18 protein-coding genes are annotated in these 23,813 nt (G+C 59.6%); 12 read left to right on the forward strand and 6 right to left on the reverse strand.

What is annotated here, in order from left to right; translation table 11 throughout:
- The first annotated feature begins 31 nt into the window (after positions 1-31).
- Both R2940_14645 and R2940_14650 read left to right on the forward strand, forming a co-directional pair.
- Positions 32-1,243, forward strand: a complete 1,212-nt coding sequence (locus R2940_14645) for a hypothetical protein (GenBank protein ID MEZ4601024.1) — start codon at positions 32-34, stop codon at positions 1,241-1,243.
- 18 nt (positions 1,244-1,261) lie between these two features.
- Positions 1,262-1,771: a type 1 glutamine amidotransferase domain-containing protein gene (locus tag R2940_14650; protein ID MEZ4601025.1), complete on the forward strand. Its 510-nt coding sequence runs from the start codon at positions 1,262-1,264 to the stop codon at positions 1,769-1,771.
- A 61-nt stretch (positions 1,772-1,832) separates the two neighbouring features.
- Here the strand turns inward: R2940_14650 and R2940_14655 are convergent, their stop codons facing one another.
- Positions 1,833-2,693, reverse strand: a complete 861-nt coding sequence (locus R2940_14655; protein MEZ4601026.1) for an SDR family oxidoreductase — start codon at positions 2,691-2,693, stop codon at positions 1,833-1,835.
- Between the two features lie 285 nt (positions 2,694-2,978).
- On the opposite strand from R2940_14655, the gene R2940_14660 reads away from it, so the two are divergent.
- Positions 2,979-3,935: a DUF2383 domain-containing protein gene (locus R2940_14660; protein ID MEZ4601027.1), complete on the forward strand. Its 957-nt coding sequence runs from the start codon at positions 2,979-2,981 to the stop codon at positions 3,933-3,935.
- Between the two features lie 69 nt (positions 3,936-4,004).
- Here the strand turns inward: R2940_14660 and R2940_14665 are convergent, their stop codons facing one another.
- From R2940_14665 to R2940_14680, 4 genes are all read right to left on the reverse strand, one after another.
- Positions 4,005-5,510: a TolC family protein gene (locus R2940_14665; protein ID MEZ4601028.1), complete on the reverse strand. Its 1,506-nt coding sequence runs from the start codon at positions 5,508-5,510 to the stop codon at positions 4,005-4,007.
- Positions 5,507-8,596: an efflux RND transporter permease subunit gene (locus R2940_14670; GenBank protein MEZ4601029.1), complete on the reverse strand. Its 3,090-nt coding sequence runs from the start codon at positions 8,594-8,596 to the stop codon at positions 5,507-5,509. Before R2940_14670 ends, R2940_14665 begins: the two co-directional genes overlap by 4 nt.
- Complete coding sequence (locus R2940_14675) at positions 8,593-9,795, reverse strand: efflux RND transporter periplasmic adaptor subunit (GenBank protein MEZ4601030.1); 1,203 nt, start codon at positions 9,793-9,795, stop codon at positions 8,593-8,595. The genes R2940_14670 and R2940_14675 overlap by 4 nt, the downstream gene beginning before the upstream one ends.
- A gap of 315 nt (positions 9,796-10,110) precedes the next feature.
- A complete protein-coding gene (locus R2940_14680; protein ID MEZ4601031.1) occupies positions 10,111-12,369 on the reverse strand; it encodes an inorganic phosphate transporter in 2,259 nt (752 codons plus the stop codon).
- Between the two features lie 382 nt (positions 12,370-12,751).
- On the opposite strand from R2940_14680, the gene R2940_14685 reads away from it, so the two are divergent.
- From R2940_14685 to R2940_14725, 9 genes are all read left to right on the forward strand, one after another.
- A complete protein-coding gene (locus R2940_14685) occupies positions 12,752-15,478 on the forward strand; it encodes a TonB-dependent receptor (GenBank protein ID MEZ4601032.1) in 2,727 nt (908 codons plus the stop codon).
- A 17-nt stretch (positions 15,479-15,495) separates the two neighbouring features.
- Positions 15,496-16,734: a tetratricopeptide repeat protein gene (locus tag R2940_14690; protein ID MEZ4601033.1), complete on the forward strand. Its 1,239-nt coding sequence runs from the start codon at positions 15,496-15,498 to the stop codon at positions 16,732-16,734.
- 73 nt (positions 16,735-16,807) lie between these two features.
- Complete coding sequence (locus tag R2940_14695) at positions 16,808-17,557, forward strand: DUF3450 domain-containing protein (GenBank protein MEZ4601034.1); 750 nt, start codon at positions 16,808-16,810, stop codon at positions 17,555-17,557.
- A 29-nt stretch (positions 17,558-17,586) separates the two neighbouring features.
- The gene (locus tag R2940_14700; GenBank protein MEZ4601035.1) at positions 17,587-19,029 is read left to right on the forward strand and encodes a MotA/TolQ/ExbB proton channel family protein; all 1,443 of its coding nucleotides are present in this window, start codon (positions 17,587-17,589) and stop codon (positions 19,027-19,029) included.
- Complete coding sequence (locus tag R2940_14705; protein MEZ4601036.1) at positions 19,001-19,606, forward strand: MotA/TolQ/ExbB proton channel family protein; 606 nt, start codon at positions 19,001-19,003, stop codon at positions 19,604-19,606. The genes R2940_14700 and R2940_14705 overlap by 29 nt, the downstream gene beginning before the upstream one ends.
- 3 nt (positions 19,607-19,609) lie before the next feature.
- Positions 19,610-20,023, forward strand: coding sequence for a biopolymer transporter ExbD (locus tag R2940_14710; GenBank protein MEZ4601037.1), 414 nt, complete (start codon positions 19,610-19,612; stop codon positions 20,021-20,023).
- A 6-nt stretch (positions 20,024-20,029) separates the two neighbouring features.
- Positions 20,030-20,695, forward strand: coding sequence for an energy transducer TonB (locus tag R2940_14715; protein MEZ4601038.1), 666 nt, complete (start codon positions 20,030-20,032; stop codon positions 20,693-20,695).
- A gap of 55 nt (positions 20,696-20,750) precedes the next feature.
- The gene (locus R2940_14720; protein MEZ4601039.1) at positions 20,751-21,857 is read left to right on the forward strand and encodes a phytase; all 1,107 of its coding nucleotides are present in this window, start codon (positions 20,751-20,753) and stop codon (positions 21,855-21,857) included.
- Positions 21,854-23,248: an alkaline phosphatase gene (locus tag R2940_14725; protein MEZ4601040.1), complete on the forward strand. Its 1,395-nt coding sequence runs from the start codon at positions 21,854-21,856 to the stop codon at positions 23,246-23,248. Before R2940_14720 ends, R2940_14725 begins: the two co-directional genes overlap by 4 nt.
- 80 nt (positions 23,249-23,328) lie before the next feature.
- On the opposite strand, the gene R2940_14730 is transcribed toward R2940_14725, so the two are convergent.
- A complete protein-coding gene (locus R2940_14730; GenBank protein ID MEZ4601041.1) occupies positions 23,329-23,769 on the reverse strand; it encodes a DUF2267 domain-containing protein in 441 nt (146 codons plus the stop codon).
- Positions 23,770-23,813: the final 44 nt, after the last annotated feature.

The following is a 23,813-nucleotide window of genomic DNA, read 5'->3' on the forward strand; positions in this document are numbered from 1 at the left end:
CAGAAACTTAACCAGAAAGGAGAACAGGATCATGGGATTCAACCCTCTGGATGAAAAAGGTATGCCGTTGGAAAAGCAGTTCACCAACTGGTCGAAAATGAACGTCAAGCCCTACGACAAGAACGGCATCCATCCCTACAGCCGCTGCCGCCTGATCCTCATGAACGGTGCCGAGTTCGAGGCCAACTGGTTCGGCCATCAGTTCGCGCGGCATGCGGATGCGGAAATCAAGCGCAAGCTGGCCTTGACCCGACGGGCGGAACAGCAGCAGCAGAAGATGATCAGCTGGCGCTTCCCTGCGGATGAAACCGTGCTGGAGACAACCATCGGCTACGAACAGGTTGCCGTCGATCTTACCGCCTACCTGGCCCGCACCGAACCGGATCCGCTGGTCAAAAGCGCCCTCGATTTTGCCCTGCTCGAGGATTTCGACCACCTCTACCGCTACGCCAATCTGATGGACATGACCATGGGCAAGAAAGCGGCGGAACTGACCGGAGAATATACTGAGATCACCGTAGGCCGGCCGACGGTGCTCGAACACCGCCATCCCTTCGACGAAGTCCGCAATCATTTTGACGGCAAAAAGGCCGAATTCCTGACCAAGCTGCACGCCATGACCATCCTTGCCGCCGAACAGCAGACGATGAACTTTTACATGAACGTCGGCAACCGCCCGGAGGAGATGCTGGGACGCGGGCTGTACATGGAGATCGCTCAGATCGAGGAGCAGCATGTCACCCACTACGAATCCTTGCTGGACCCCTCCATGACCTGGTGTGAGCGCCTGGTCATGCACGAATACAATGAGTGCTACCTCTACTACTCCTGTCTGCAGAGCGAGACCGATTCCATGCTCAAACAGATGTGGCAGGAGCATCTCGACATGGAGATCGCCCACCTGCATGCGGCCATCGATATGATGAAACAGGTGGAGAAGCGGGACGCCGCGGAATTCCTGCCCAAGACCATGCCTGAGCAGTTGACCATCTTCGAGTCCAACATCGACTACGTCCGGCAGATCATTGCCGAACAGTCCGATTGGACCGCCGACGGCATCGAATACAAGGAGATGGACAGCCTGCCGAAGGATCACCGCTACTGGAAGCATCAGGACATCGTCAATGCAGGGGGAACCCCCAGCGTCGAGGTGGTCAAGAGCCATATCGAGAGACGGCGCGGCGAGTACCGCCAGGAGCTCAAGGGCCCCCATAACCTGGAAAAATACCGGGCCGCTCACTAAGCCCAAGGAGAGACAAGTATGGGGAAGAAAATCGCAGCGATAGTAGCAGAGATGTTCGAGGATTCGGAATACAACAAGCCGGTCGATGCCTACCGGCAGAAAGGCCACGAGGTGGTCAACATAGGCCTGGAGGCTGGGGAGACGGTGACCGGGAAAACCGAAGGGACCAAAATAAAAATCGACAAATCGGTCGGGGATGTCCGGGTGGACGATTTCGATGCCCTGCTCATTCCCGGGGGGTATTCTCCTGACCAGCTCAGAGTTGACGAAAAGGCGGTGCAGTTTGCTGCCGAATTTGTCCGCAGCGACAAACCGGTCTTCGCCATCTGCCACGCCGGCCAGCTGCTCGTCACCGCCCAGGTGTTGGAGGGGCGGAAGTTCACCGGCTACAAGTCGATTATCCAGGACATCAAGAACGCCGGGGCGGACTTCGTCGACCAGGAAGTGGTGGTGGACCGCAACTTGGTCAGCAGCCGCAACCCGGGGGATATCCCGTCGTTCATCGTTGAAACGTTGAAGAAGTTGTAAGGTTGGCAAAGAAAAAGAGGGCGGCCTGAAAACCGCCCTCACTCATCACTCCTCACTCGGATCAACTCGACATCACCCTCCCCCCGTTCGGATGCAGCATCTGCCCGGTCATGTAGGAGGAGTCGTTGGAGGCCAGGAAGATATAGCTGGGAGCCAGCTCGTCCGGCTGGCCGGCCCGGCCCATGGGCGTGTTGGCGCCGAATTTTTCCACCTGGTCCTCTTCGAAAGTTGCCGGAATGAGCGGCGTCCAGATGGGACCGGGCGCCACGGCGTTGACCCGAATGCCTTTCGGTGCCAGGTTCAGGGCCAGGGAGCGGGTCAGGGAGACGATCGCTCCGTTGGAAGCCGAATAATCGATCAGTATCGGCATCCCCTTGTAGGCTGTGACCGAGGCGGTATTGATGATGGCGCTGCCCTCCTGCATATGCGGCAGGGCGTGCCGGATCAGGTGGAACATGGCGAAAACATTGACCCGGAAGGTCCTTTCCAGTTGATCCGGTGAGATGTCGGTGATCGATTTCTGCGGAAACTGGACCCCGGCATGATTGACCACTATGTCCAGCTTGCCGAATTTTTCCAGGGTCTTCTCTACCACCTGTCGACAGAACTCATCGGAGGCGAGATCGCCGGCAATAGTCAGGCAGCGCCGCTGCTCGGCTTTCACCAGCCGTTTCGATTCCTCTGCATCCTCATGCTCCTCCAGATAGACGATGGCGACGTCGGCGCCTTCCTTGGCGAAACCGATGGCGACCGCCCTGCCGATCCCGCTGTCTCCCCCGGTGACGATGGCCACCTTGTCCTTCAGCTTCCCGCTTCCCTTGTAATCTTCCATGTTGCTGAGGGGATGCGGCTCCATTTCCTCGCGACGCCCCGGCTGCCGTTCCTGGTGCTGAGGTGGGAATTGCTGGTTCTGATCGCCCATAATTTTTCCTCCCTCGGAAAGAAGTTGTCTTCTTTGAAGATGGGTTCTTTGGTTAAGCATGGAGATCATGACGATTATTTGAATATCACCAATATTTATAAATACAAGAAAGTATAAAATCAGCGATCAAATTTCGATATTTGATGAATAGATCGATAATGAGAACCATCAACAGTTAATGAAAATCATGGTTTTAATTGTAATATTATCAAGAAATTGACAATATTCTTTTTACCTATACCATTTATAAACTTTGTCGAATCCGGGGGCAGGAAGGAGGCATAGATGGATCAGAAAAAGATGCAGAAGGAGATTGAAGATCTTATTCAGCTTGACATTGATGCAATTCATTCCTACGAACAAACTATAGAAAAGATAGAGATTATCGAGGTAAGGAGGCAGTTGCTTTCATTCAAGCAGGAGCATGAGAGACATGTTCGTGATCTGTCTCCAAAATTGGCCGCACTTGGCGGAAAAGTCCCCCGTTCTCCCGATCTGAAGGGCTACCTGATCGAGGGGTTTACTTCCCTTCGCAGCAGCACCGGAACGAAGGGGGCACTCAAAGCCATGCAATCCAATGAAAAACTGACCAACCGCAAGTATGAAGAAGCCGTGAAGAAAGATTTTCCCGCTGATATCAGGGGCATTATCGAAAACAACCGGCTTGAGGAGGCGAAACACCTCCGGTACATCGAGGAGGCTCTTTCACAGAAGATGTGGGAAACCAAACAGCCGACAAGGAGGACAGATATGCACGATCAACTGTTCAATACGCTTAAAACTGATCATGAGGAAGTCAAGAAGATCTTTACCCGAATCCAGGAAACGGAGAGCGGCTCGGAGCGCAAGAATCTGGTGGAAACCCTGCGCAAGGAGATTTTGCCCCACATGATCGGGGAGGAAAAGATCATTTATGCATCCCTTAAAGAACAGAAGGACGCCTGGTCCGATGCTCTCGAAAGCATCGAGGAGCACCATGCCGCCCAGATCGTACTGCAGGAACTGGTTCATCTCTCCCCTGACGACGAGCACTTTCGGGCCAAGGCCTCAGTGTTGAAGGAGATGGTCGAGCATCACATCAAGGAGGAAGAGGAAACAATTTTCGAGGATCTGCGGCAGGTTCTGAGCGACAAGCGGGCCAAGGAGATACTGGACGGTTTCAACCGGGAGAAGGAGATGGCAAAGTCCAACTATCCCGATATCCCCTTTGTGACCATGCAGCCGCCGGGGGTCAGGGCGTAAGGCTCGTTCGGGTGATATAAAGGCCGATCCTCTGCCGATCGGCCTTTACTCCTCACCCCTCACCCCTGTTTATGGCCCCAGATCGATCCCCCTTCTTTCGAGGAGAGTTCCCTCGGCGAGAAACAGGTTCACCAGGGCGATGCGGTGGTTGACGATGGCTTCGACTTCGGCGATCTGGCTGACCAGCAGGTCTCTCTGGGCTTGGGAGACCAGCAGGGTGGTGCTGGTGCCGACTTCGAAGCGCTCCTGTTCGGCGGCCAGTGTTTGTTCCTGGAGGTCCCTGGTTGCAGCGGATGCTGCGATCTGCTGGCGGGTTCTCTCCAGGTCGTTTGCGGCCAGGTGCACATCCAGCAGCACCAGCTGACGCAGGTTGGCCAGGGCCTCCTCCGCCTGGCGCAGGGTCGTTCGGGCGGCCAAATCCCGTGCTTCGGCCACGGTGTTGCCGAGGGCCCGGCTCAGACGGATTCCTGCGACCAGGTCGTAGTTGTCGCCGTCCAGCTCGCGGAAGGCGTCGTCGAAAGTATCGGCGTAGCCGGTTTTGCCCAGGGTGACGAAAAAATCGAGCCGAGGCAGCAGGCCGTTGCGGGTGACCACGGTTTCCAGCCGCCGCTGCTGCATCCGCATCCTGGCTTCGTTGAGTTCCGGGCGCATCTTTTCAGCCAGCTGCAGGCGTTCCGGCAGTTCCTTGACCGGCTCTGTGCGCATGCGAGGCTGGCTGGTGGCGTTGATCCTTTGATTGAAGCTGTCAGCTGGGCTCAAAAGCCGCAACAGGCGCAGGCGGCGTTCCTCGAGCAGACTGCGGGCGGCGATCAGGGCCTGTTCCCGGCGTGCCACTTCGGCCCGGGCGGCGGCCGCTTCCACCTCCGGCAGCAGTCCGACCTCGATGCGCAGTTCCGTTTCGTTTCGCTGTTCGCGGGCCACCTCCAGGGAGCTTTCGAAAATCGCGATCTGTTCCTGGGCCAGCACGAAGTTCCAGTAGGCGATTTCCGCCTCCGCCAGCAGCGTTTCGACGAACCCGCGCAGTTCATATCGGCTGGCGACGGTGCCGAGTTCGGCCTGGCGAACGGCGGCCAGGTTGACGGCCGGGCCGAACCCCTGCAGCAGAGCCTGGGTAACGGTCAGCCCGAGTCGAGCGACCTGCTGTTCCGGTGCACGGTTGGAAATGCTGCGGGACTGATCGACCGTAAGGTCGACGGAGGTTCCCGTGGGGAGAAACTGACTGACACCGGCGGCTATGGCGCTGTCGCTGCCATCCACCTCGAATTGGGTGCCGGTGGATCGTGCGGTTTCGGTTGCCTTTTCCTCGGCGTACTCGGCCTGGACAAACAGTTCGGGGTCGAAGGCTCCCCTTTCGAGCTTCTCGAAGGCTCCGGCGATGACCGGGTTGAGGCGCTGCACCCGGAGGTCGCGGTTGTTCTGCAGAACCAGCAGGGCGACCTCCTCCACGGAGAGATCGAGAACCTTTTGGGAAGCGGTATCAGTTTCAGATTGCCCAAAGCCGGCAGCTGGCCCGAGGAGCAGCACATGCAGGAGCAGGAATGGAATCAGGATCGACTTGGGACAGATAACCTTCACTTTCCGGCTCCTTTCGATTCGGCATGGAACAGGCTGTAGACCGCCGGAATCAGCACCAGAGTGATCAGAGTGGAGCCGGTGAGGCCTCCGACCACGGCCCGGGCCAGCGGGGCCTGGGCGTCGGCGCCTTCCCCGATACCCAGTGCGAGGGGCATCAGGGCCAAAATGGTGGTCAGACTGGTCATCAGGATGGGCCGCAATCGGCGCCGGCCTGCCTCGGCCACGGCGTGGTTCACGCTCATGCCCTGGCGGGAGAGCTGGCCGGCCTGGTCGACCAGCAAAATCGCGTTGTTGACCACGATGCCCCCCAGCATGATGCAGCCGATGTAGGACTGCAGGTTGAGGGTGGTCCCGGTGAGAAACAGGATCAGCAGCACGCCCACCGCGGCCACCGGCACCGAGAGCATGACCACCAGCGGGTTGCGCAGGGACTCGTACTGGCAGGCCAGCACCATGTAGACCAGCAGCAGGGCCAGCAGCAGGGAGATGATCAGTTCACGGAAGGCTTCCTGCTGCTCCTCGAATTTCCCGGCGATGGTCAGGTCGTAACCGACCGGACGGGGAATGAGTTCGAGGCGCTCCTGGATGTCCTGCGCCACCGACCCCAGATCGCGACCGGCGACATTGGCCTGGATCGCCAATAAACGCTGCTGGTCCTTTCGTTCGATAAAAGTCGGTCCTCGGCTCATATCCGAAGTGACAAGATTGCGCAGAGCCACCTGCTCCCCGTCAGCCGTGGTCAGGGTGAGGTCGAGTATTTCCTCGATGGAGCGCTTCTCGGCATCGGCCAACTGAACGAAGATCCGATAGGAATTCCCCTCGGCGCGGAATTCACCGGCCCTGGAGCCGGCTACTGCCGTTTCCAGGGCCCGGGTGACATCCCGGACGCTCAAACCGACATCCGCAATTTTGTCCCGGTTGACCCGGATCTCCTGTTGCGGGGTTCCCGCCTTTTTGCTGGCGGACAGATCGGTGACCCCCGGCACATCGAGAATAGACTGTTCCACCCGTGCCGCCAGAGTATCGAGGGTGGCAAAATCGAAGCCGCGGATCTCGATGGTGACAGCTTCTTCTCCTCCCAGCAGCCTGTCCAAAAGAAACTGTCCCTGAGGCGCTCTGACACGCACGGTCATGCCGGGAACCCTGCCCTCCAGCAAGCGGCGCAGCTCCTGAGCGATCTGCTCATTGGAGCGGGTCCGCCGGGTGGCCGGCATCAGCGCGATATTCAGATGACCCTCCGCGGCGCCGCTGTTGGACATGCCGGAGGTTACCGCACTGGCCACGTAGGAGATCGTCTCCGGTACCTCCGGGGTGACGATCTGCTCCAACCGCCTGGTCTGCTGGTCGACAAGGTCGAGCCGGGTGCCGGTTTCCATCTCCCCGGTTATCCGCACCTCCCCTTCGTCGCTGGGCGGAAGAAATTCGGTCCCGATGCCCGGCAACAGCAGCAGGCTGACGGCGAGCAGCGACACGGCAATCAGAATCGTACGCCAGCGGTGCTGCAGGACGAAATGCAGCAGATTGCTGTAGCTGTTGTCGAACCGGCCGAAGACGGTATTTGCGCGCTCGGCCAGGGCTTGGCTCCATTGATTCCGTCCGGTTGCCGGCCTTTGCGCCCTGGCCAGCAGCCGGGAGGCGAGCATCGGCACAAGGCTGAGGGACACCAGCAGTGAGCAGACCAGGGAAAAGATGATCACATAGGCCAGTTCCTTGAACAGGACTCCGGCCACACCTCGAATAAAAATCATCGGCAGGAAAATGACCAGGGTGGTCAGGGTGCTGGCTACGATCGCCGGGCCGACTTCCCGCGCCCCTTCCACCGCTGCCTCCGCCGTCTCCTCCCTGTTTTCCTTGCGTCGGCGGAAAATATTCTCCAGCACGACGATGGAACTGTCCACCATCATTCCGACCCCCAGCGCCAGTCCTCCCAAAGTCATCAGGTTGAGGGTGAAGCCTCCGAAATAGATCAGGACGAAAGTGGCGATGATCGAGATCGGGATGGCCAGGGAGATGACCAGGGTGCTGCGGATGTCGCGCAGGAAGAAGAGCAGCACGATGATCGCCAGGCCGCCGCCGTAAAGCACCGACTGGGCCACGTTGGCGATGGAGCGTTCGATGAAGTTGCCCTGGTTGATGACCGGAACGATGCGGATCTGCGGGAAGGCTTTGTTGACCTCTTCGATCTCTTTGAGAACCCGCCGGGACACCTCCACCGTGTTGGCGTCGGCCTGTTTGCGGATCGCCACCCTCAGCCCCCGCTCCCCGTTGACCCGGACCAGGCGCCGCAGTTTCTCGTAGGTGTCCCGGACCTGAGCCACCTGCCCAAGGGTGACGACTGCGCCTCCCTGACGGTAGATTACGGTGTTGCGGATCTGGTCAAGCTGGGTGAATTCGGCAGGAGCCCGCAGGGTGACCTCGTATTGTCCCTGCTCGATCCGTCCCGCGGGCAGGTCGAGATTGGCATCCCGGATCGCCTGCAGCACCAGGTCCAAGGCCAGTCCCAGGGCTTTCAGCCGGTTGGGATCGATCTCTATCCGCACCTCGCGCTTGAATTCCCCCCAGAGGTCCACCTGGGCCACGCCGGGCAGCCGTGAGAAACGGTAGCGGACCTGGTCCTCGATCAGCTGGGTCAGTTCCACCGGATCGAGGCTGCTGGAAATCCCCAACAGCACCACCGGAAAGCTCGAAACGTCGAATTTGCTGATTCGCGGCCGGATGATGTCCTCGGGGAGCTCGTTGATTTCGTCCTCGAGCCGTGCCTGCACGTCCAGGGCGGCGGTGTCGATGTCGGTTCCCCAGACGAACGTGACAGTGACCCGGCTGGAACCTTCCGAAGATCGGGAGGCGAGCTCTTCCACTCCGGGTACGGTGGCGACGATCTCCTCGACGATGCGGGTCACGAGGCGTTCCATGACTTCCGGGCTCGCGCCCTCATATTCGGTGGTAATGGACAGGGTGGGGAGCTCGATCTGGGGCAGCAGATCGGTTTTCAGACGGCTCAGGGAAATGCCGCCAAGAACGATCACGATCAGGGTGACCATGGTCGTGAAAACCGGCCTGCTGACACTGAATCGCGGCAAATTCATCGACGTTTCTCCCCCCGCCGGCCGGCCGCTTCTTTACCGGTGGGAATAATCACCGGTGAACCGTCCTCCACCAGCTGCTGGCCCAGGGTGACGACCTGCCCGGAAAGTTCGGGGTCCAGAATCTGCACCCGCCCCTCCTCGCGAATACCGGTCCGCACTTCCCGCCAATGTACCGTTCGGCTGTCCTCTGCGACCAGAAAGATTCCGGTCCGGTCCCTTCGGCTGGTCAGTGCCTGATCGGGAACAATGACGGCATCAGCCGCCCGGTCGAGAACGATGGTGGCCCGGATGAACATGCCCGGTTTCAGCTGCCGCTCGGGATTTGCAACGGACAGCTCGACCCTGGCCTGTCGCGTGGCTTCCCGGAAAACCGGTGCGATGCGCTCGATGCGGGCTTTGAAGGTTTGACCGGGATATGCGTCGGTAGTCAGGGTAACGGCTTGACCAGTCCGCAGCTGGCCGTAATCCTTTTCCGAAACGAAGATGACTCCGGTGAGCGGATCGAGTTCCACGATTCGCAGCAGGGAGGTATTGGCCGAAACGGTCTGCCCCTCGTTAACGAAACGTTCGGCAACGACCCGGGTGCCGCTGCCGTCGTTCCAGTCAGCCGTTATCTTGGTATAGCCGAGACGGATCCTGGCTGTTTCCAGGGCGGCTCTGGCCCGTGTCACTCCTGCCCGGGCCACCTCGAGCTGGGCCTGCTTCGCCAGCTTGTTGGCCCTGGCCGTATCAAGATCCGCCTCGGAGGCCACTCCCCGCTGGCGCAGGCGGGTGGCGCGATCCAGGTCGCGGTCTGCAATTTCCAGCGCGCTCCGGGCCTCGGCCCGGTTCGCTTCGGCCACCGCCAGTTCGGCCCTGGCCTGGGCCACCTCCTGCACATATTCGTCATTGTCCATTTCCGCCACGACCTGTCCGCGGGAGACCTGATCGGCCAGGTTCACCTTCAGCCGTTCCACCCGGCCGCTCACCTTAGGGGCGACCACAAACTCGCTGGGGGCTTCCAAAGCTCCACTGAAGGTGCGGCGCAACTCCATGGGACCGCGCACGATATCGACCACCTCGACAGGAATCGGCTGATCGGAAGGTTTGGACAGGGACTCCCGTTTTGCCGAGTCGGGCCGGAAAAACAGCCATCCGGCCAACACCCCAAGGATCAGCAAGACCATGAGAACAGACTTTTTCAGCAGACGAAGGTTCATTGAAGACTCTCTGCGGGGGAAAAAAGTTTACTCGAAACCGCAAGTATTCCGGGAAAAGGGGCAACAGTGAGCCAGTCAGGCTTGGGCCTGAGCCGGGGACAAACCTTTCAGGCTCATGAGCGGACCGGGCAATCAATTGTATGACAAAAAGTCGGTGAGGAAAGAGGAAATATTGTGAAAGTGCTCCGAAAGAAGGTTGGACCCTGATTCCGGAAATTGAAAAATATGCGCTCGGACGTGACGGATCGTCGGCAAGAGAAGAAAAAAGCCTCCGGTTCTTGAACCGGAGGCTTTTGACAGAATCGACAGGCAGTTTCAGGAATTATCCGTGTTGTTCTTTTCGAATTGACTGAAGGACTGGTGGAAAATTTCCATCAGTTCCAGGTTCTGCTTGGACAGCATGATGGCGTTGCCGACGATCGCATAGAAAAGGATGCTCAGACGGGTTTTGGAGGAGCTGTCGTGAATCCTGGCCACCTGCCGAACATTCAGCTCGGCGGCAAGGGCCCGGAGTTGCGTCATTTTTGCCTTCAACCCTTCGATATTGGCGGTCCGGCGCTCACGAAAGGTTTTCTCCGTTTCGAGCAGAATGTCGCTGAGCATCTGCCGAACCCGCTGCAGTTCCTCGATCTGAACCGGCAGCAGCCCCTTGTGATGGTTGCCGACATGGGTGTAGGCCCGCAGGACCAGGTCGCGATGGCCGTCGGTGAGCTTCTGCAGGCGGCGCACGGCCTGCGGATACTTGTGCGAAACCATCAGCCCCTGCTGATCGAGAAGTCGCATCGACTTGAAGACGTTGGCGCTGATGATGTTGGACCACTGCTGAATCCTGCTCACTTTTTTCCGTTCGACGCCCAGCCGGTCGAAGCTCTGCCGGAAAAGGGCATCGAGGGTGGTGTCGAGGGATTCGCGGATCTCGGCCAGCAGGAAGCTCATGTGTTCGAAGGTCGTCTCCACCGTGCTGCGGGCGTCCGCAACAGCCACGAGATTGAAAACCTTCTCCTTTTGCCCTTCCCGAGCCATGGCGCGGTGTTTCCGATGAGCATTCCAGATCAGAGCTCCGGCGATGAACAGCAGAAGGAGCACGCCCAGTCCCTTCAGATAGAAGATGACGGTAGCGAACAGGCCGGCGAAGATGAAGGCGATGACGGCAGTCATAAACCACCCGCCGATGACCGTGAGCACGCCGGTCACGCGATAGACGGCGCTATCCCGGCCCCAGGCCCGATCGGCAAAGGAGGTGCCCATGGCCACCATGAAAGTGACGAAAGTGGTCGAAAGCGGCAGCTTGTTGGCGGTACCGTAGGAAATGACCGCGCTTGCCACCATCAGATTGACCGACGCACGCAGCAGATCGAAGGAGGGCCGTTCTCCCGCTCCGGCGATGGTGGAGGCGGCGGGGTCCATGCGCCGGTTGATGAAGGCACGAACTCCCGGTGGCACGGTGAACCTAACTGTTTCAAACACGTGCAGAAACAGCCGAACGATGCCGCGGGACAGGAAAATCGATTCGAACCGCTCGCTCCCCTCCTCCTGCTGGCTGAGGCGGATTTCGGTTTCGGTCACGGTATGGGCTTTTCTCGACCACCAGAGGGTCAGGACCATGACGATGCCGGCAATCAGCAGGACGTAGGTCTCCGTCTGCGCCTTCTCCCCCAGAGCCCCCATGCCGACTGTCAGCGGGTTGTCCGCAGCCATCGCCGCCCGGAAGGCATCCAGGCCGGCCAAGGGCACGCCGATGAAGTTGACCAGGTCGTTGGCGGCAAACGCCATGGCCAGAGCGAAGGTGCCGATCAGCACGATCGGTTTGAGAATGTTGATTTTAAGGAGCTGCAGGATCAGCATGACGGCTGCCGAAATCAGGAAGATGATCGACAGCAGGGTGAAGGTGTGGGTCTTGATCCAGGCCACGTTCTCCATGGTCATGAAGGATGCGCCCTTGGCGCCCTTGACCAGGATGAAATAAGTTATGGAGCACATCGCCAGCCCGCCCCACAGGGCGCCATAACGCTTAATCCGTTTGCGGTAATCGAAGGTGAAGAGCAGACGGGTGAAAAACTGGATGATCGCCCCGCAGACAAAGGCGATGGCCACCGAGAGCAGAATGCCCATGATGATGGTGAAGGCCTTGTCCGAATTGATGTAGTTGCCGATGTCGGCCAGGCTTTCCCCTGCCTGCACGATTTTCAGCACCGAGACGGCGACGGCGGCGCCTAGCAACTCGAAAACGATCGAAACCGTGGTGGAGGTGGGCAGGCCATAGGTGTTGAAGAGGTCGAGCAGGATGATGTCGACAATCATGACCGCAAGGAACATGGTCAGCAGTTCCGGCATATTGAAGAGCTGGGGATGAAAGATCCCTTTTCTGGCCACTTCCATCATGCCGCTGGAAAAGGTCACACCGAGCAGGATCCCCAGGCTGGCTATGCCCAGCACAACCCTTCTCGGCGCCACCCTCGATCCGAAGGAGGAGTTGAGAAAGTTGACCGCGTCATTGGCGACCCCGACGATAATGTCGAAGAAGGCGACAACGATCAGGATGCCGAGCCCGACATACACGAATTCCGTACTCATCTTGCTTTGAGTCCTTTCTGTCTTGAAGCCGGTTGCCGACGGACTGCAGGAAAACCAGAATGCTGTTTTAATTCAACGGCCGCCATTCGGTAAAAAACCGGGCAAACTGCAAAGGTTTGTCCGGCCGGCGTCCCGTTTCCCTGATCGAATTTTTTGGTTTTGCATCGTGCAAGACTTTAAGAAATTCGCCTTCTCCTGTAAAGCAAAATGTTAGGCAGAGGTTAGCGGAAAGGCTGCCTTTCCATCGTAAACTAATTCTTTCGAAACAAGAACTTAATAAAATTCCCCTTTAATTGACCGCTGAAGAAAGTTCGGTTGTCGCTTTTGCGGCTACCGGCCGGATCCACTATTGGTTCCATTTGCTGTCAAGGAGGGATATTCAATGCTGAAACGCGTCAGTTCAGTAGCTTTTGCTGTCTTCCTGTTCTGCCTTGCAGGCGGCAGTGCGGCACTGGCCGCCGAGCCGGGCAAGGTCACCGGGACGGTCATCGATTCGGAGAACAACATCAAATTGATGGGGGTTCTCGTTACCAATCAGGACAACAGCCGGAAAGCGGTCAGCAACCGGCAGGGGGAATTCAGCCTGATCCTGCCCGCGGGAGAGCAGTCCCTGACCTTCTCCTATCTCGGCTACGAGCCGGTCACGCGCACCGTCGTCGTCAAGGAAAACGAAACCGCCACCTTGGACATCGACCTCGGCGCCGAGACGGTGGCCATGGATGAAATGGTCGTGCAGGGGCAGGCGGTGGGTCAGGCCAGGGCCCTGAACCGCCAGAAAACGGCTCCGAACCTGACCAATATCGTAGCCTCTGACGCCTTCGGGCGGTTTCCCGATCAGAACGCCGCCGAAGCCCTGAACCGACTGCCCGGCGTCTCCGTCGAAAGGGACCAGGGTGAAGGCCGTTTTGTCATCGTGCGCGGCATCGACCCCAATCTCAACAGCGTTTCCATCGACGGCGTGGCTCTGGCAGCGCCGGACGATTCCAGCCGGGCGGTTCTGCTCGACGTCATCCCCATGAATGTCATGGAGACCCTCGTGGTCACCAAGGCCCTCACCGCCGACATGCCGGCCGACAGCATCGGCGGCCACATCGAAATCGAAACCCCGAGCGCCTTCGATCGCAACCAGATGACTCTTGACGCCACCGCCGGCGTCAACTATGCCGATCTGACCGACCAGTATGCTCCCAGCGGGTCCTTGACCTTCGGCAACACTTTCGGTCAAGGGAACAAGTTCGGATTCCTCGGCTCGGTCAGTTACGACCGCCGGGATTACGGGTCGGACAATGTCGAAGCCGATCCCTGGGAGCAGAACGACGACGGCGCCTGGGTGACCGAAGAGATCCAGTACCGGGAGTATGATCTGACCCGGGAGCGTTTCGGCGCCACCGCCAATCTGGAGTATAAGCCTTCGGAAAACAACCTCTTTTTCCTGCGCGGCGTGTTCAGCGAATTCACCGACCACGAAATCCGACGCCTGACCGCCATCACCGACATGGAAATGACCCCGGATGCCTCCGGCAATGCCGGTACCATCGGCGGTGACGACCTGACCACCTCCTCTGAACTGAAGGATCGCGAGGAAACCCAGCTCAACTGGACCCTGAGCGCCGGCGGGGAACAGCAGGCGGGCTCCTGGTCCTGGGATTACTCGCTGGCCTATTCCTATGCCGAGCAGGATACCCCCGACGATACCGAGATCGTCTACGAAAACACGACCCTGAGCTACAGCTACAGCGATGCCGCTACCGATACGCCCTCGGTGGCGGTGACCGGCGGCGATCTGCTCGATTTGAGCAGTTACGAGCTGGACGGGGTGGAGGATGCCGATCAGATCGTCGAGGAAGATGCCTGGATCTTCCAGGGCAACCTGAAAAAGAGTTTCCGTCTCCCTCTGCAGAGTTATCTCAAGACCGGCTATTACGTCAGTTTGCGCAACAAGAACAACGATACCGAAGTCTGGACGAGCGACGACAATCCGGCCGCGTTCGACACCCTCGAAGGCAATACCGGCGACGGCCGCAGGGAATATTCCGATTTTCCCCTGCTCTCCAGCAATCTGGTGGAACGGTTCCGGAGAAATTCCGGCGCTTTTGCCATGGAGCGGGATCTGGTCGACTCCGAGGGGCAGGACTACGATACCGACGAAAATATCTATGCCGGATATCTGATGGGCCAGGTCGATTTCGGCCGGGTCAGCCTTCTGCCGGGGGTGCGTTACGAATATACCGAGCTGAAGGCGACCGGCAACGTGGTCGATGCCGAAGCTGAGGCCGTTCTCGGCAGCGAAACCCGCAAGCACCACTACGACAACATTCTGCCCAGCATCCATGTCAGGGCCGCATTGACGGACAACCTGATCCTCAACGCCGCCTGGACGAACTCGATCTCCCGCCCCACCTGGGAGCAGACCAAGTACGCCCGGGTCGAGGACGACGGCGAGGTGGAGGTGGGCAACCCGGATCTCGACCCTTACGAGGCGATGAACTGGGATGCCACCCTGACCTACTACGCGCCCAAGCTCGGCATGGCTTCGGCGGGGGTCTTCTATAAGGACATCGACAACTTCATCTATTCCCAGACTTCCTTTGAAGACGATTTCGATCTGATCAGCTGGAGAAACGGCGATGGCGGACATATCGCCGGCGTCGAACTGGCGGGGCGCCTGGAGCTTGCTTCCCTGACACCTCTGCTGGAAGGTTTTTCCATTCAGGGCAACATCGCGTTGACGGACAGCAGGGCCAAAATCCTGCCCGCCGAAGAGGGGGGCGAATCGCGCAGCGTCGATTTCATCCGCAACTCGGATACTGTCGGCAGCGCAGCCATCTCCTATGAAAAGTATGGTTTTTTCCTTCGCCTGAGCGGCACCTACCGCAGCTCCTATCTGGACGAGGTCGGAGAGGAATCTTTCGAAGACCGCTATATCGACGACCATTTCCAACTCGATCTTTCCACCGCCTATACCTACAAGGAGAGATACACGGTGTTTGCCAATTTCATCAACCTGACCGACGAGCCGCTGAAAGCCTACTGGGGAGAGTCGAATCGGCTGAGCCAGTATGAGAAATACGGATGGTCGGCCAGGATCGGTCTGAAATTCGCGCTGTAGGAAAGGTTGGCTTGCTCTTGTCGCGAAGAAAAGACATTCCCTTCTGGGCCGGGTTGATCCTGGCGCTGTTCATGGCCGCAGCTCTGCCGTCCGGCGGGGCTGCGGCCCAATCCTCCGGGAGGGAGCCCAGCCACGGGGAGCGGAAAATTCTCTACCAGGCCCAGAAAAGGTTTGAAAACAAAGACCTTCAGGCCTGCGCTCTGATTCTCGAGGAGTACCTGAAAGAACACCCCGAGACCGGATATGCCCGGTTTTTCCTTCTGCTGGGCAACAGCTATTTTCAGCAGGAAAAGTACCTTGAGGCGGAAAAGGCCTACCAGAGGGGTTTGCGGCTGCATCGGGGAGACCCGTTGCTGAACCTCAATCTGGCACTGACGCTGGAGCGATCCGGCCGGCTGGAGCTGGCAGGGGAACAGTACGTTCGGGCCTATGAGCTGACCGACCCGGCCGATCCACGGCTTCTTCACCAGGGAGCGGCGCTGCTGCTCCGGGTCAAGGATTACCACAAGGCCAGGGAGGCCGCCAGACGGCTTCTGAAAGCCCATCCCCCCGGACAACCGGAATGGTTCGAACTGCTGCTGCATGCCTCTCTGGAGTTGAAGGATTATGACGAGGCCACGGCCGCAGTCAGGCAATTGCTGGCGATAAACCCGGGGAAGGCGGACTACTGGAGGTTTCTCGCCCAGTTGCAGCTGTACCGGCAGAAGTATGCCGAGGCGGCCGCGGCATTGGAGGTCGCCTATCGCTACGAGACCCCCTCAGCCTCGGACCTGGAACATCTGGCCGATCTTTATCTGTCCCTCAACCTCCCCTTGCGGGCCGCCGAAACCCTGGAAAAAAACCCTGAGATCAGAAAAATCGGCCAGGGGCTGGAGCGACTTGCCCTGCTTTACTGGCAAGGGGGGCTTTATGAGCCGGCCGACAGTTGTTTGACCCAGAAGCTGCAGAGGTGGCCGGATGCCAAAACCTATCGGCTGAAGGCCGCATGGCTTTATGAGAGATCGGAGTACCGCAAGGCACTGGAGCTGCTCCGGTCGGCCTGCAAAACGTACCCGGATCATGCCGAGCTCTACCCGCTCAGAGGCTTCGCCGCCTGGCAACTGGAGGATTGGGAGGAGGCGATGCTGAGTTTCCGGACGGCCCGCCGGTTCCCGGCCACCAGGGCGGCGGCCGATTCGGCTCTGGACATTATCGAGATGCTGCTGGCGGGGCCCCTTCAGGCGGGCCAGACTGCCGTGACCAGTGCCGTCCGGTGAAAACGCCTTTGACCGTTCAGCCCTAAAACCGGGGAACTCCGGAAAGCCGGAGCTCCTGCCAATGGAGACAGACATGCTCAAATCCGAACGCTTCAAAAGGCTGGTCGTTCTGTCGCTGCTCTGCGTCGCCACGCAGGCGGCGGCGGTCGATGTGGATTCCGTGCAGGAAGCGACGGTTTCCGCGCTGGCCCGGGAGCAGAAAAGCCAGCAGCAGACGGACAGCTGGTCAGCGGAAAAACAGGCGCTGGCGAACAGCATCCTGGACCAGAAAACCCGCCTGCAGTGGAATCGCTACCAGAACAGGCAGTACCAGGAGTACATCAAACTGAAAGAAGAGCAACTGGTGGCGCTGCGCGAACAGAAGGAAAGCATGCGGCAGCTGCGCATGGCCCTCGAACCTTACCTGGATCAGGTGCTCGACAATCTGGCCCGATTCGCAGCCGCGGATCTCCCCTTCCTCCCCGAGGAAAGAGCGGACCGGCTGGCCTTCCTCAGGGAATCCCTGGGAGACCCCGAACTGGCCCTCGGCGAAAAGCTGCGCCGCATCCTCGAAGGGCTCAAGGTCGAGGCCGAGTACGGCAACCATATCGAAGTCACCTCGGAGAAGCTCGAGCTGGAAGGGCAATCGACCCAGGTGGAGGTGCTGCGGCTGGGGAGGGTCGGCCTGTTCTACCTGACGAAGGACGGGACAAGCCCGGGGGTCTGGAATGCCGCCGGGAAGAGCTGGGTCCGCCTGGAGGAAAAGTATGCCGCCCCGTTGCGGTCGACCATGGACATCGTTGAACGCAAGCGGGCCGCCGAACTGGTGGAACTGCCTTTATAGCGATGAGCCCATTACCCACCGAGGAGATCATGAAAATCCCTGCCTATTTCCTATGTACCCTTTTCCTGCTGTTGGCGCCGGTCGCCAACAGCCCGGCGGCGACCGCAGACTGGCGGGATGTTGTCCGCGACCTCGAATCGGCCAATGCCCGGGCGGCCGATCGGGCGCGGCAGGTCGAGGAGTTGGTTCGGCAGGACCGCTCTACCCTGGAAGCGGTTCTCAAGAATTACCGGGAACAGGCAGCGGATGCTGAATCCCGCCTGAAACCTCTGACGGCGGAATATGAGCGCTTGAAGGAAACAGAGGAAAAACTCCGCGCCGATCTGGCAAAAGAGCGGGAGGAGATCGAAAATATCCAGGGAACCGTGTTCGGTTTTGCCAGGCAGAGCGGGGAACTGTTCGAGGACAGCCTCCTCGGTGCGGATCTCGCGGCGGAGCGGGCGGCGGTGGACGAGATGGTGGCGCGGAAAAAATTCCCGGGGCTGGCCGAAATCGAAACCGTGGTCCGTCTGTTCACCCGCTATCGGGAGGCATCAGCGGAGGTCCGTAGCGGCGAGGGAACCTTTATCGGCGGGGACGGTCGGCCGAATCAGGGCCGGGTAGCCCGTATCGGCGCCCTGGCCGCAGTCTACTCGGCCGATGGCGAGCAGGGATATCTGGTGCCGACGAACAACGGTCGTGAATTGAGCGCCGTCGCCGGAACCGTACCGGGCTGGGTTGAATCCCGCATCCGTCATTTCATTGCGGAGGGACGGGGGCCTCTCCCCCTCGACCTGTCGGGCGGCGGGGCCTTTCTCAAGATGACCAACGGCAAAAGCCTGACTGAAACCTTCAAGGCGGGCGGCTCCCTGGTCTGGCCGATTCTCGGGATCGGGGTGCTGGCCCTGCTGCTGTCGGTGGAAAGGGGGCTGTTTTTCCTCCGCGTGCGCAGTAACTCCGACCGGATCATCGACGATGTGGCGGGGATGGTGGAAAAGGACTCCATAAACGAATGCGTCGCGTACTGTCGCGCCAATGGCAAATCCCCTCTGTGCCAGGTGCTGGCCAGCGGACTGCGTCACCTCGGCCAGTCGCAGCAGGTGCTGGAGAACGCCCTGCACGAGGCCCTGCTGCAGCAGATCCCCCGTTTCGAACGGTTTCTGCCCACCCTGGCCATGTTCGCGGGCATCGCTCCGCTGCTGGGTCTGCTGGGAACCGTGACCGGGATGATCGGCACCTTCCAGGTGATCAACCTGTTCGGCACCGGCGACCCCCGCATGATGTCCGGGGGGATTTCGGAAGCCCTGATCACCACCCAGCTGGGCCTGGTGGTGGCCATCCCGATCCTTTTCGTCCACCACCTGTTCGAGCGCAAGGTCGATCTCATCCTGACCGACATGGAGGAGAAGGGCACCGCCTTCATGATCTCGATGCTGAAAAGCGGCCATGTCAGGGAGGCGAAAGATGAGCAGCCTTTACCGTCAAGCCTCTGATTTTTTTCTCAGCGGCGGTGCGGTCATGCCGCCCCTGCTGATCATGTCCTTGATCATGTGGTTCCTGATTTCCTACAAAAGCTGGCAGTTCCTGAACGCCAGAAAACGGGAAGGCACCGTCCTGGATCTGCTTGCCGCCCGGGATGGAGAGGAAACCGGCTCCATCTGGCAGCGAAATATGGTGCGGAATTTTCGCCTGCTGAGCGGACGGCGGGGGACGGTCGACTTCGATCATCTGGCCCGGGTGCGCAAGAAGCAGGAGAGCGACATCGACCGTTTCATCCCCAGCATCCTGGTGCTCGCCGGGGTCGCTCCCCTGATGGGCCTGCTCGGCACCGTGAGCGGCATGATCACCACCTTCGACGTCATCGCGGTGTTCGGCACCGGCAACGCCCGGGCCATGGCCGCGGGCATTTCCGAAGCCCTTATCTCCACCCAGACCGGTCTGGTGGTGGCGATCCCCGGCCTGGTTCTGGGCAATCTGCTGTCGCGACGGGCCGAAAACCTGAAGGAGCGCCTGCAGGCGTTCTCCATCGGACTGGTTCTGGCTTCCCGACAGACATCCTCGAAGGGGTGATTCATGCGCAATTCGACCATCAGCAGACGCAGAAACCGCAAAGGCACCGAACTGAACATGTCGCCCCTCATCGACATGATCTTCATATTGCTGCTGTTCTTCATCGTCACGACCAGCTTCGTCAAGGAAGCCGGCGTCGACGTGGAGCGGCCGGTGGCGGCTACGGCGCAAACCAAGGAAAGCACCAATCTGGTGCTGGCCATCACCGACAGCAATATCCTCTATATCGAGGGCAAGCCGATCGACATCCGTTCCCTGCGCGGCCACATGGAGCGATTTATCATGCAGAACCCGACCGGTTCGGTGGTCATCGCCGCCGACAAGGACAGCCGCTCCGGAACCATCATCTCCACCCTGGATGCCTGCCGTCTGGCCGGGGTGAAAAACCTCAGCGTCGCAGCCCAGCAACCGGAATAGCTCGCAATGACCAAGTGGCTTCGCAACAACTCATTTTTCCTGTTCAGCGTGGCGGTGAATCTGCTGCTCTTTCTGTCGATCCCGCTCCTGTCCCATCTGTCCCTGAAGAACCGGCAGACCGAGATCTCGAGCAGCTTCTCCTTTCGCAAGGCGACCCGGGTGCGGCCGCCGGATCCGGATGACAGGGAACTGCCCAAGGAGCCTCCGAAGCCGAAACAGCTGCCCAAAATCGCCGAGGTCGTCGGGTTCAATCAGACGAGCAGGTCCACTGCGCCGAACCGCCCGCGAATGAGTCTGAATACGCCGAGTTTCGAGATGGCGGCGGGAACCCCCGAGATGGGGCTCGCCGTCTTTGCCCCGATGGCCCAGCCGCAGACCGAATTCGACCTGGGCGAGGTCGATTCCCAGCCGATGCCGGTCAGCCGCATCAGTCCGGTCTATCCCTACGATGCCAGACAGAAAGGCATCGAGGGGGTGGTCATGGTCAAATTTCTGGTCGACGGAGAAGGCCGGGTCACCCGGGTCTCGGTTGTCGACTCCAAACCTCCTGACGTCTTCGACCAGGCGGCGCTGGATGCGGTCCGCCAATGGCGGTTCCAGCCGGCGAGCCTCGACGGTGAAACGGTGGCGACCTGGATGTCGGTGCCGATCCGCTTCAGAATGAATGAATAAAGCTGATTGAGATCGGCGATGGATTCCCATTGACCGCAAAGGAAAGGAAAACGCCGTGTCCCGTCTTTTAAAGTTCCGTCTCGTACTCTCCTGTCTTCTGTTCCTGCCGTCGGCCGCCGTTGCTGCCGGTCAGGAGGGTGTTTCTTTGACCGGAGTCCGTTATCTCCACCCGGTAGTGGTCACCGAAATGACCCGTTACGACACCGACGATCCGGCCATCTGGATCAACCGGGAACAGCCTTCGGAGAGCCTGGTTCTGGGAACAGACAAAAATGAGGACGGGGCTCTCTACGTCTACGACCTGCAGGGCCGCATCCTGCAGGAGAGGGTCGTGCGCAACCTGCAGCGGCCGAATAATGTCGATGTCGAATATGGATTCTCTTTGGCAGGGCGATCGATCGATATAGCGGTCGTGACAGAACGGCTGACCAGCAAGATACGCATTTTCAGCCTGCCGGATATGCAGCCTCTCGACGGCGGGGGCATTGAAGTCTTTGCCGGTGAAGAAGCCGGGGACTTTCGAGCTCCTATGGGCATCGCGCTATACCGTCATCACGCGGACGGCGAGATATTCGCCATCGTCGGCAGAAAAAGCGGACCGTCCGGAGAATATCTGTGGCAATATCATCTGGTAGATAACGGCAATGGACAAATCGATGGGATTCTGGTAAGAAAGCTCGGCGATTTCAGCGGCCGCGGCGAAATCGAAGCGATTGCCGTGGACGACGCCCTTGGCTACATCTACTATGCTGATGAGGGAGCGGGCATCCGCAAGTATCATGCGGACCACAATCAGGGATCGGCTGAGCTCGCCCTGTTCGGAACCGATGGTTTTACCGAGGATCGTGAGGGGATCGCCATCTATCAGCTCGACGAAACGCGCGGCTATATCCTGGTTTCCGATCAGCAGGGGAACCGCTTCAACATCTATCCCCGCGAGGGGGAGCCCACTCGTCCCCATCACCACCCGTTATTGAAGTCGGTTGCCACGGTAACCAACGAGTGCGATGGGTGCGAAGTCGTTTCCCATCCCCTCGGGAGCCGATTTCCCCATGGGCTGTTCGTCGCCATGTCCGACAACAGAACTTTTCAGTATTACCGATGGGAGGACCTGGCCAAAGGTGAACCGGCCTTGTCGATTAAAGGAGGTAATGTCCCATGACCCGGAATAATCTCGTGTTTCCTGTTCTCCTCACCCTGTCGGCAGCCCTTCTCTTGTCCTGCACTCCACAGATGCGGCAGGAACCGGTGGCCGCGAAACAGCCATCGACGAAGAATGTCATCGTGATGATCGGCGACGGCATGGGCTTCAACCACGTCAAGGCCGCCAGCCTGTTTCTTTACGGCCAGGCCGACGGGCAGCCCTACCATGCCTTTCCGGTCCGGGTGGCGATGAGCACCTATGCCGCCGGGGGCCAATACGATCCCCAGGGGTTCTGGACGGATTACCTTTCTGCCGGAACCGGTGCGACCGATTCAGGGGCGGCGGCCACGGCCATGGCCACCGGACACAAAACCTATCGCTACGCCATCGGCGTGGACATGCAGCGTCAGCCGCTGCGCAATGTCGTGGAAGTGGCCGAAGAGACCGGCCGGTCCACGGGGGTGATTACCACCGTGCCGGTCAGTCATGCCACCCCGGCCGGCTTTGTCGCCCACAATCCGACCCGCAAAAACATGGAAGAGATCGCCCGGTACATGATAAACGAAAGCGGCCTGGAGGTGCTGATGGGCTGTGGGCATCCCTGGTTCGACCGCAATGGCGAGAAAAGAGCGGAGCCCGGGTCCTTCCGATCCGTCGGCGGCGAATCGACCTGGAGCGCCCTGGAGCAGGGGACCGCGGGGGGAGACATGGATGGCGACGGCAAGGAAGATCCCTGGACCCTGATCGAGGATCGCCAGGCTTTCCGGGAGTTGGCCGAAGGGGCGACCCCCGGGCGGGTCATCGGCATTGCCCGCATCGCACCGACCCTGCAGCAGAAACGGGGCGATTCGTCGGAGGACGGGACCTACGCCTCCGATCCCCCTTTCGCTGTCCCCCTTGTCGAGACGGTACCGACCCTGGCGGAGATGGCGGCAGCCGCCCTGAACGTGCTCGATGAGGACGAGGACGGCTTTTTTCTGATGATCGAGGGGGGCGCCATAGACTGGGCGAGCCATGCCAATCAGGCGGGGAGGATGATCGAGGAGCAGATCGCCTTCGACCATGCGGTGGCCCGGGTGATCGCCTGGGTGGAAACCCGAAGCTCCTGGGAGGAAACCCTGCTGATCGTCACGGCTGACCATGAAACCGGCTTTCTCAACGGCCCCGGTTCCAGCGACCGGCCGAATCCCCTGGTCGGAAATGGACTCCTGAGGGTGCCCAATCTGCAGTGGCAGTCAGCCGAACATACCAATTCCCTGGTCCCCTTCTTCGCCAGGGGAGCCGGTGCAGACTCTTTCCTTCAGCACCTTTTGCCCTCCCCCGACCCTGTGCGCGGCCTCTATCTGGACAACACGGCCATCGCCAAAGGGGTCATGGCTCTGTTGGAAGGGTCGGCTTCCAAAAATTGATCGAGAATCAGCGGCAGGGGCGATTCTCGAATCGCCCCTGAACCGGGATGCATGGGGTCCTCACCCCTCACGCCTCACTCTCAAGCGGTTCCTTTCGCCTCCCACAGCAGGAGCAGTTCCCTGGGCAGGGAGTGTTTGATGTCCTGCAGCTCGCCCTCGGTGATGTGCCTGTCCAGCACATGGAAAACGGCCCGGGCGATCCCCTCGGCGTCGACCTCGGGTTCCTTCACGAAAAAGTCGGAGATCTTGCCGAGAAACTGTTCCTTGTGCCGCTCCCTGGTCGGTTTTCCCGTCGGTGTCCACCCCTCGTAGTAGATGCCTCGCACCAGCAGGGGAAGCTGAGCACCCAGGTGGGCTGCTTCCTGCGGAGAGAGGCGGTCGCGCAGCGTGTGCAGCACGGCCCTCAGGGCCAGATAGGCCCGGTGGCGGTCTTCCCAGTGCATCTCGTCCATGATCTCACGAAACCACACATTGGTCTTGTGAAGGGAGGTTTCAAAGGCCTCCATGCAGGTTACGCTCATGATCTCACCTCCTCTGTTTTTTACCCCATTATAGCCTGTTTCAG

The organism is Syntrophotaleaceae bacterium, from assembly GCA_041390365.1.
Lineage (GTDB): Bacteria > Desulfobacterota > Desulfuromonadia > Desulfuromonadales > Syntrophotaleaceae > JAWKQB01.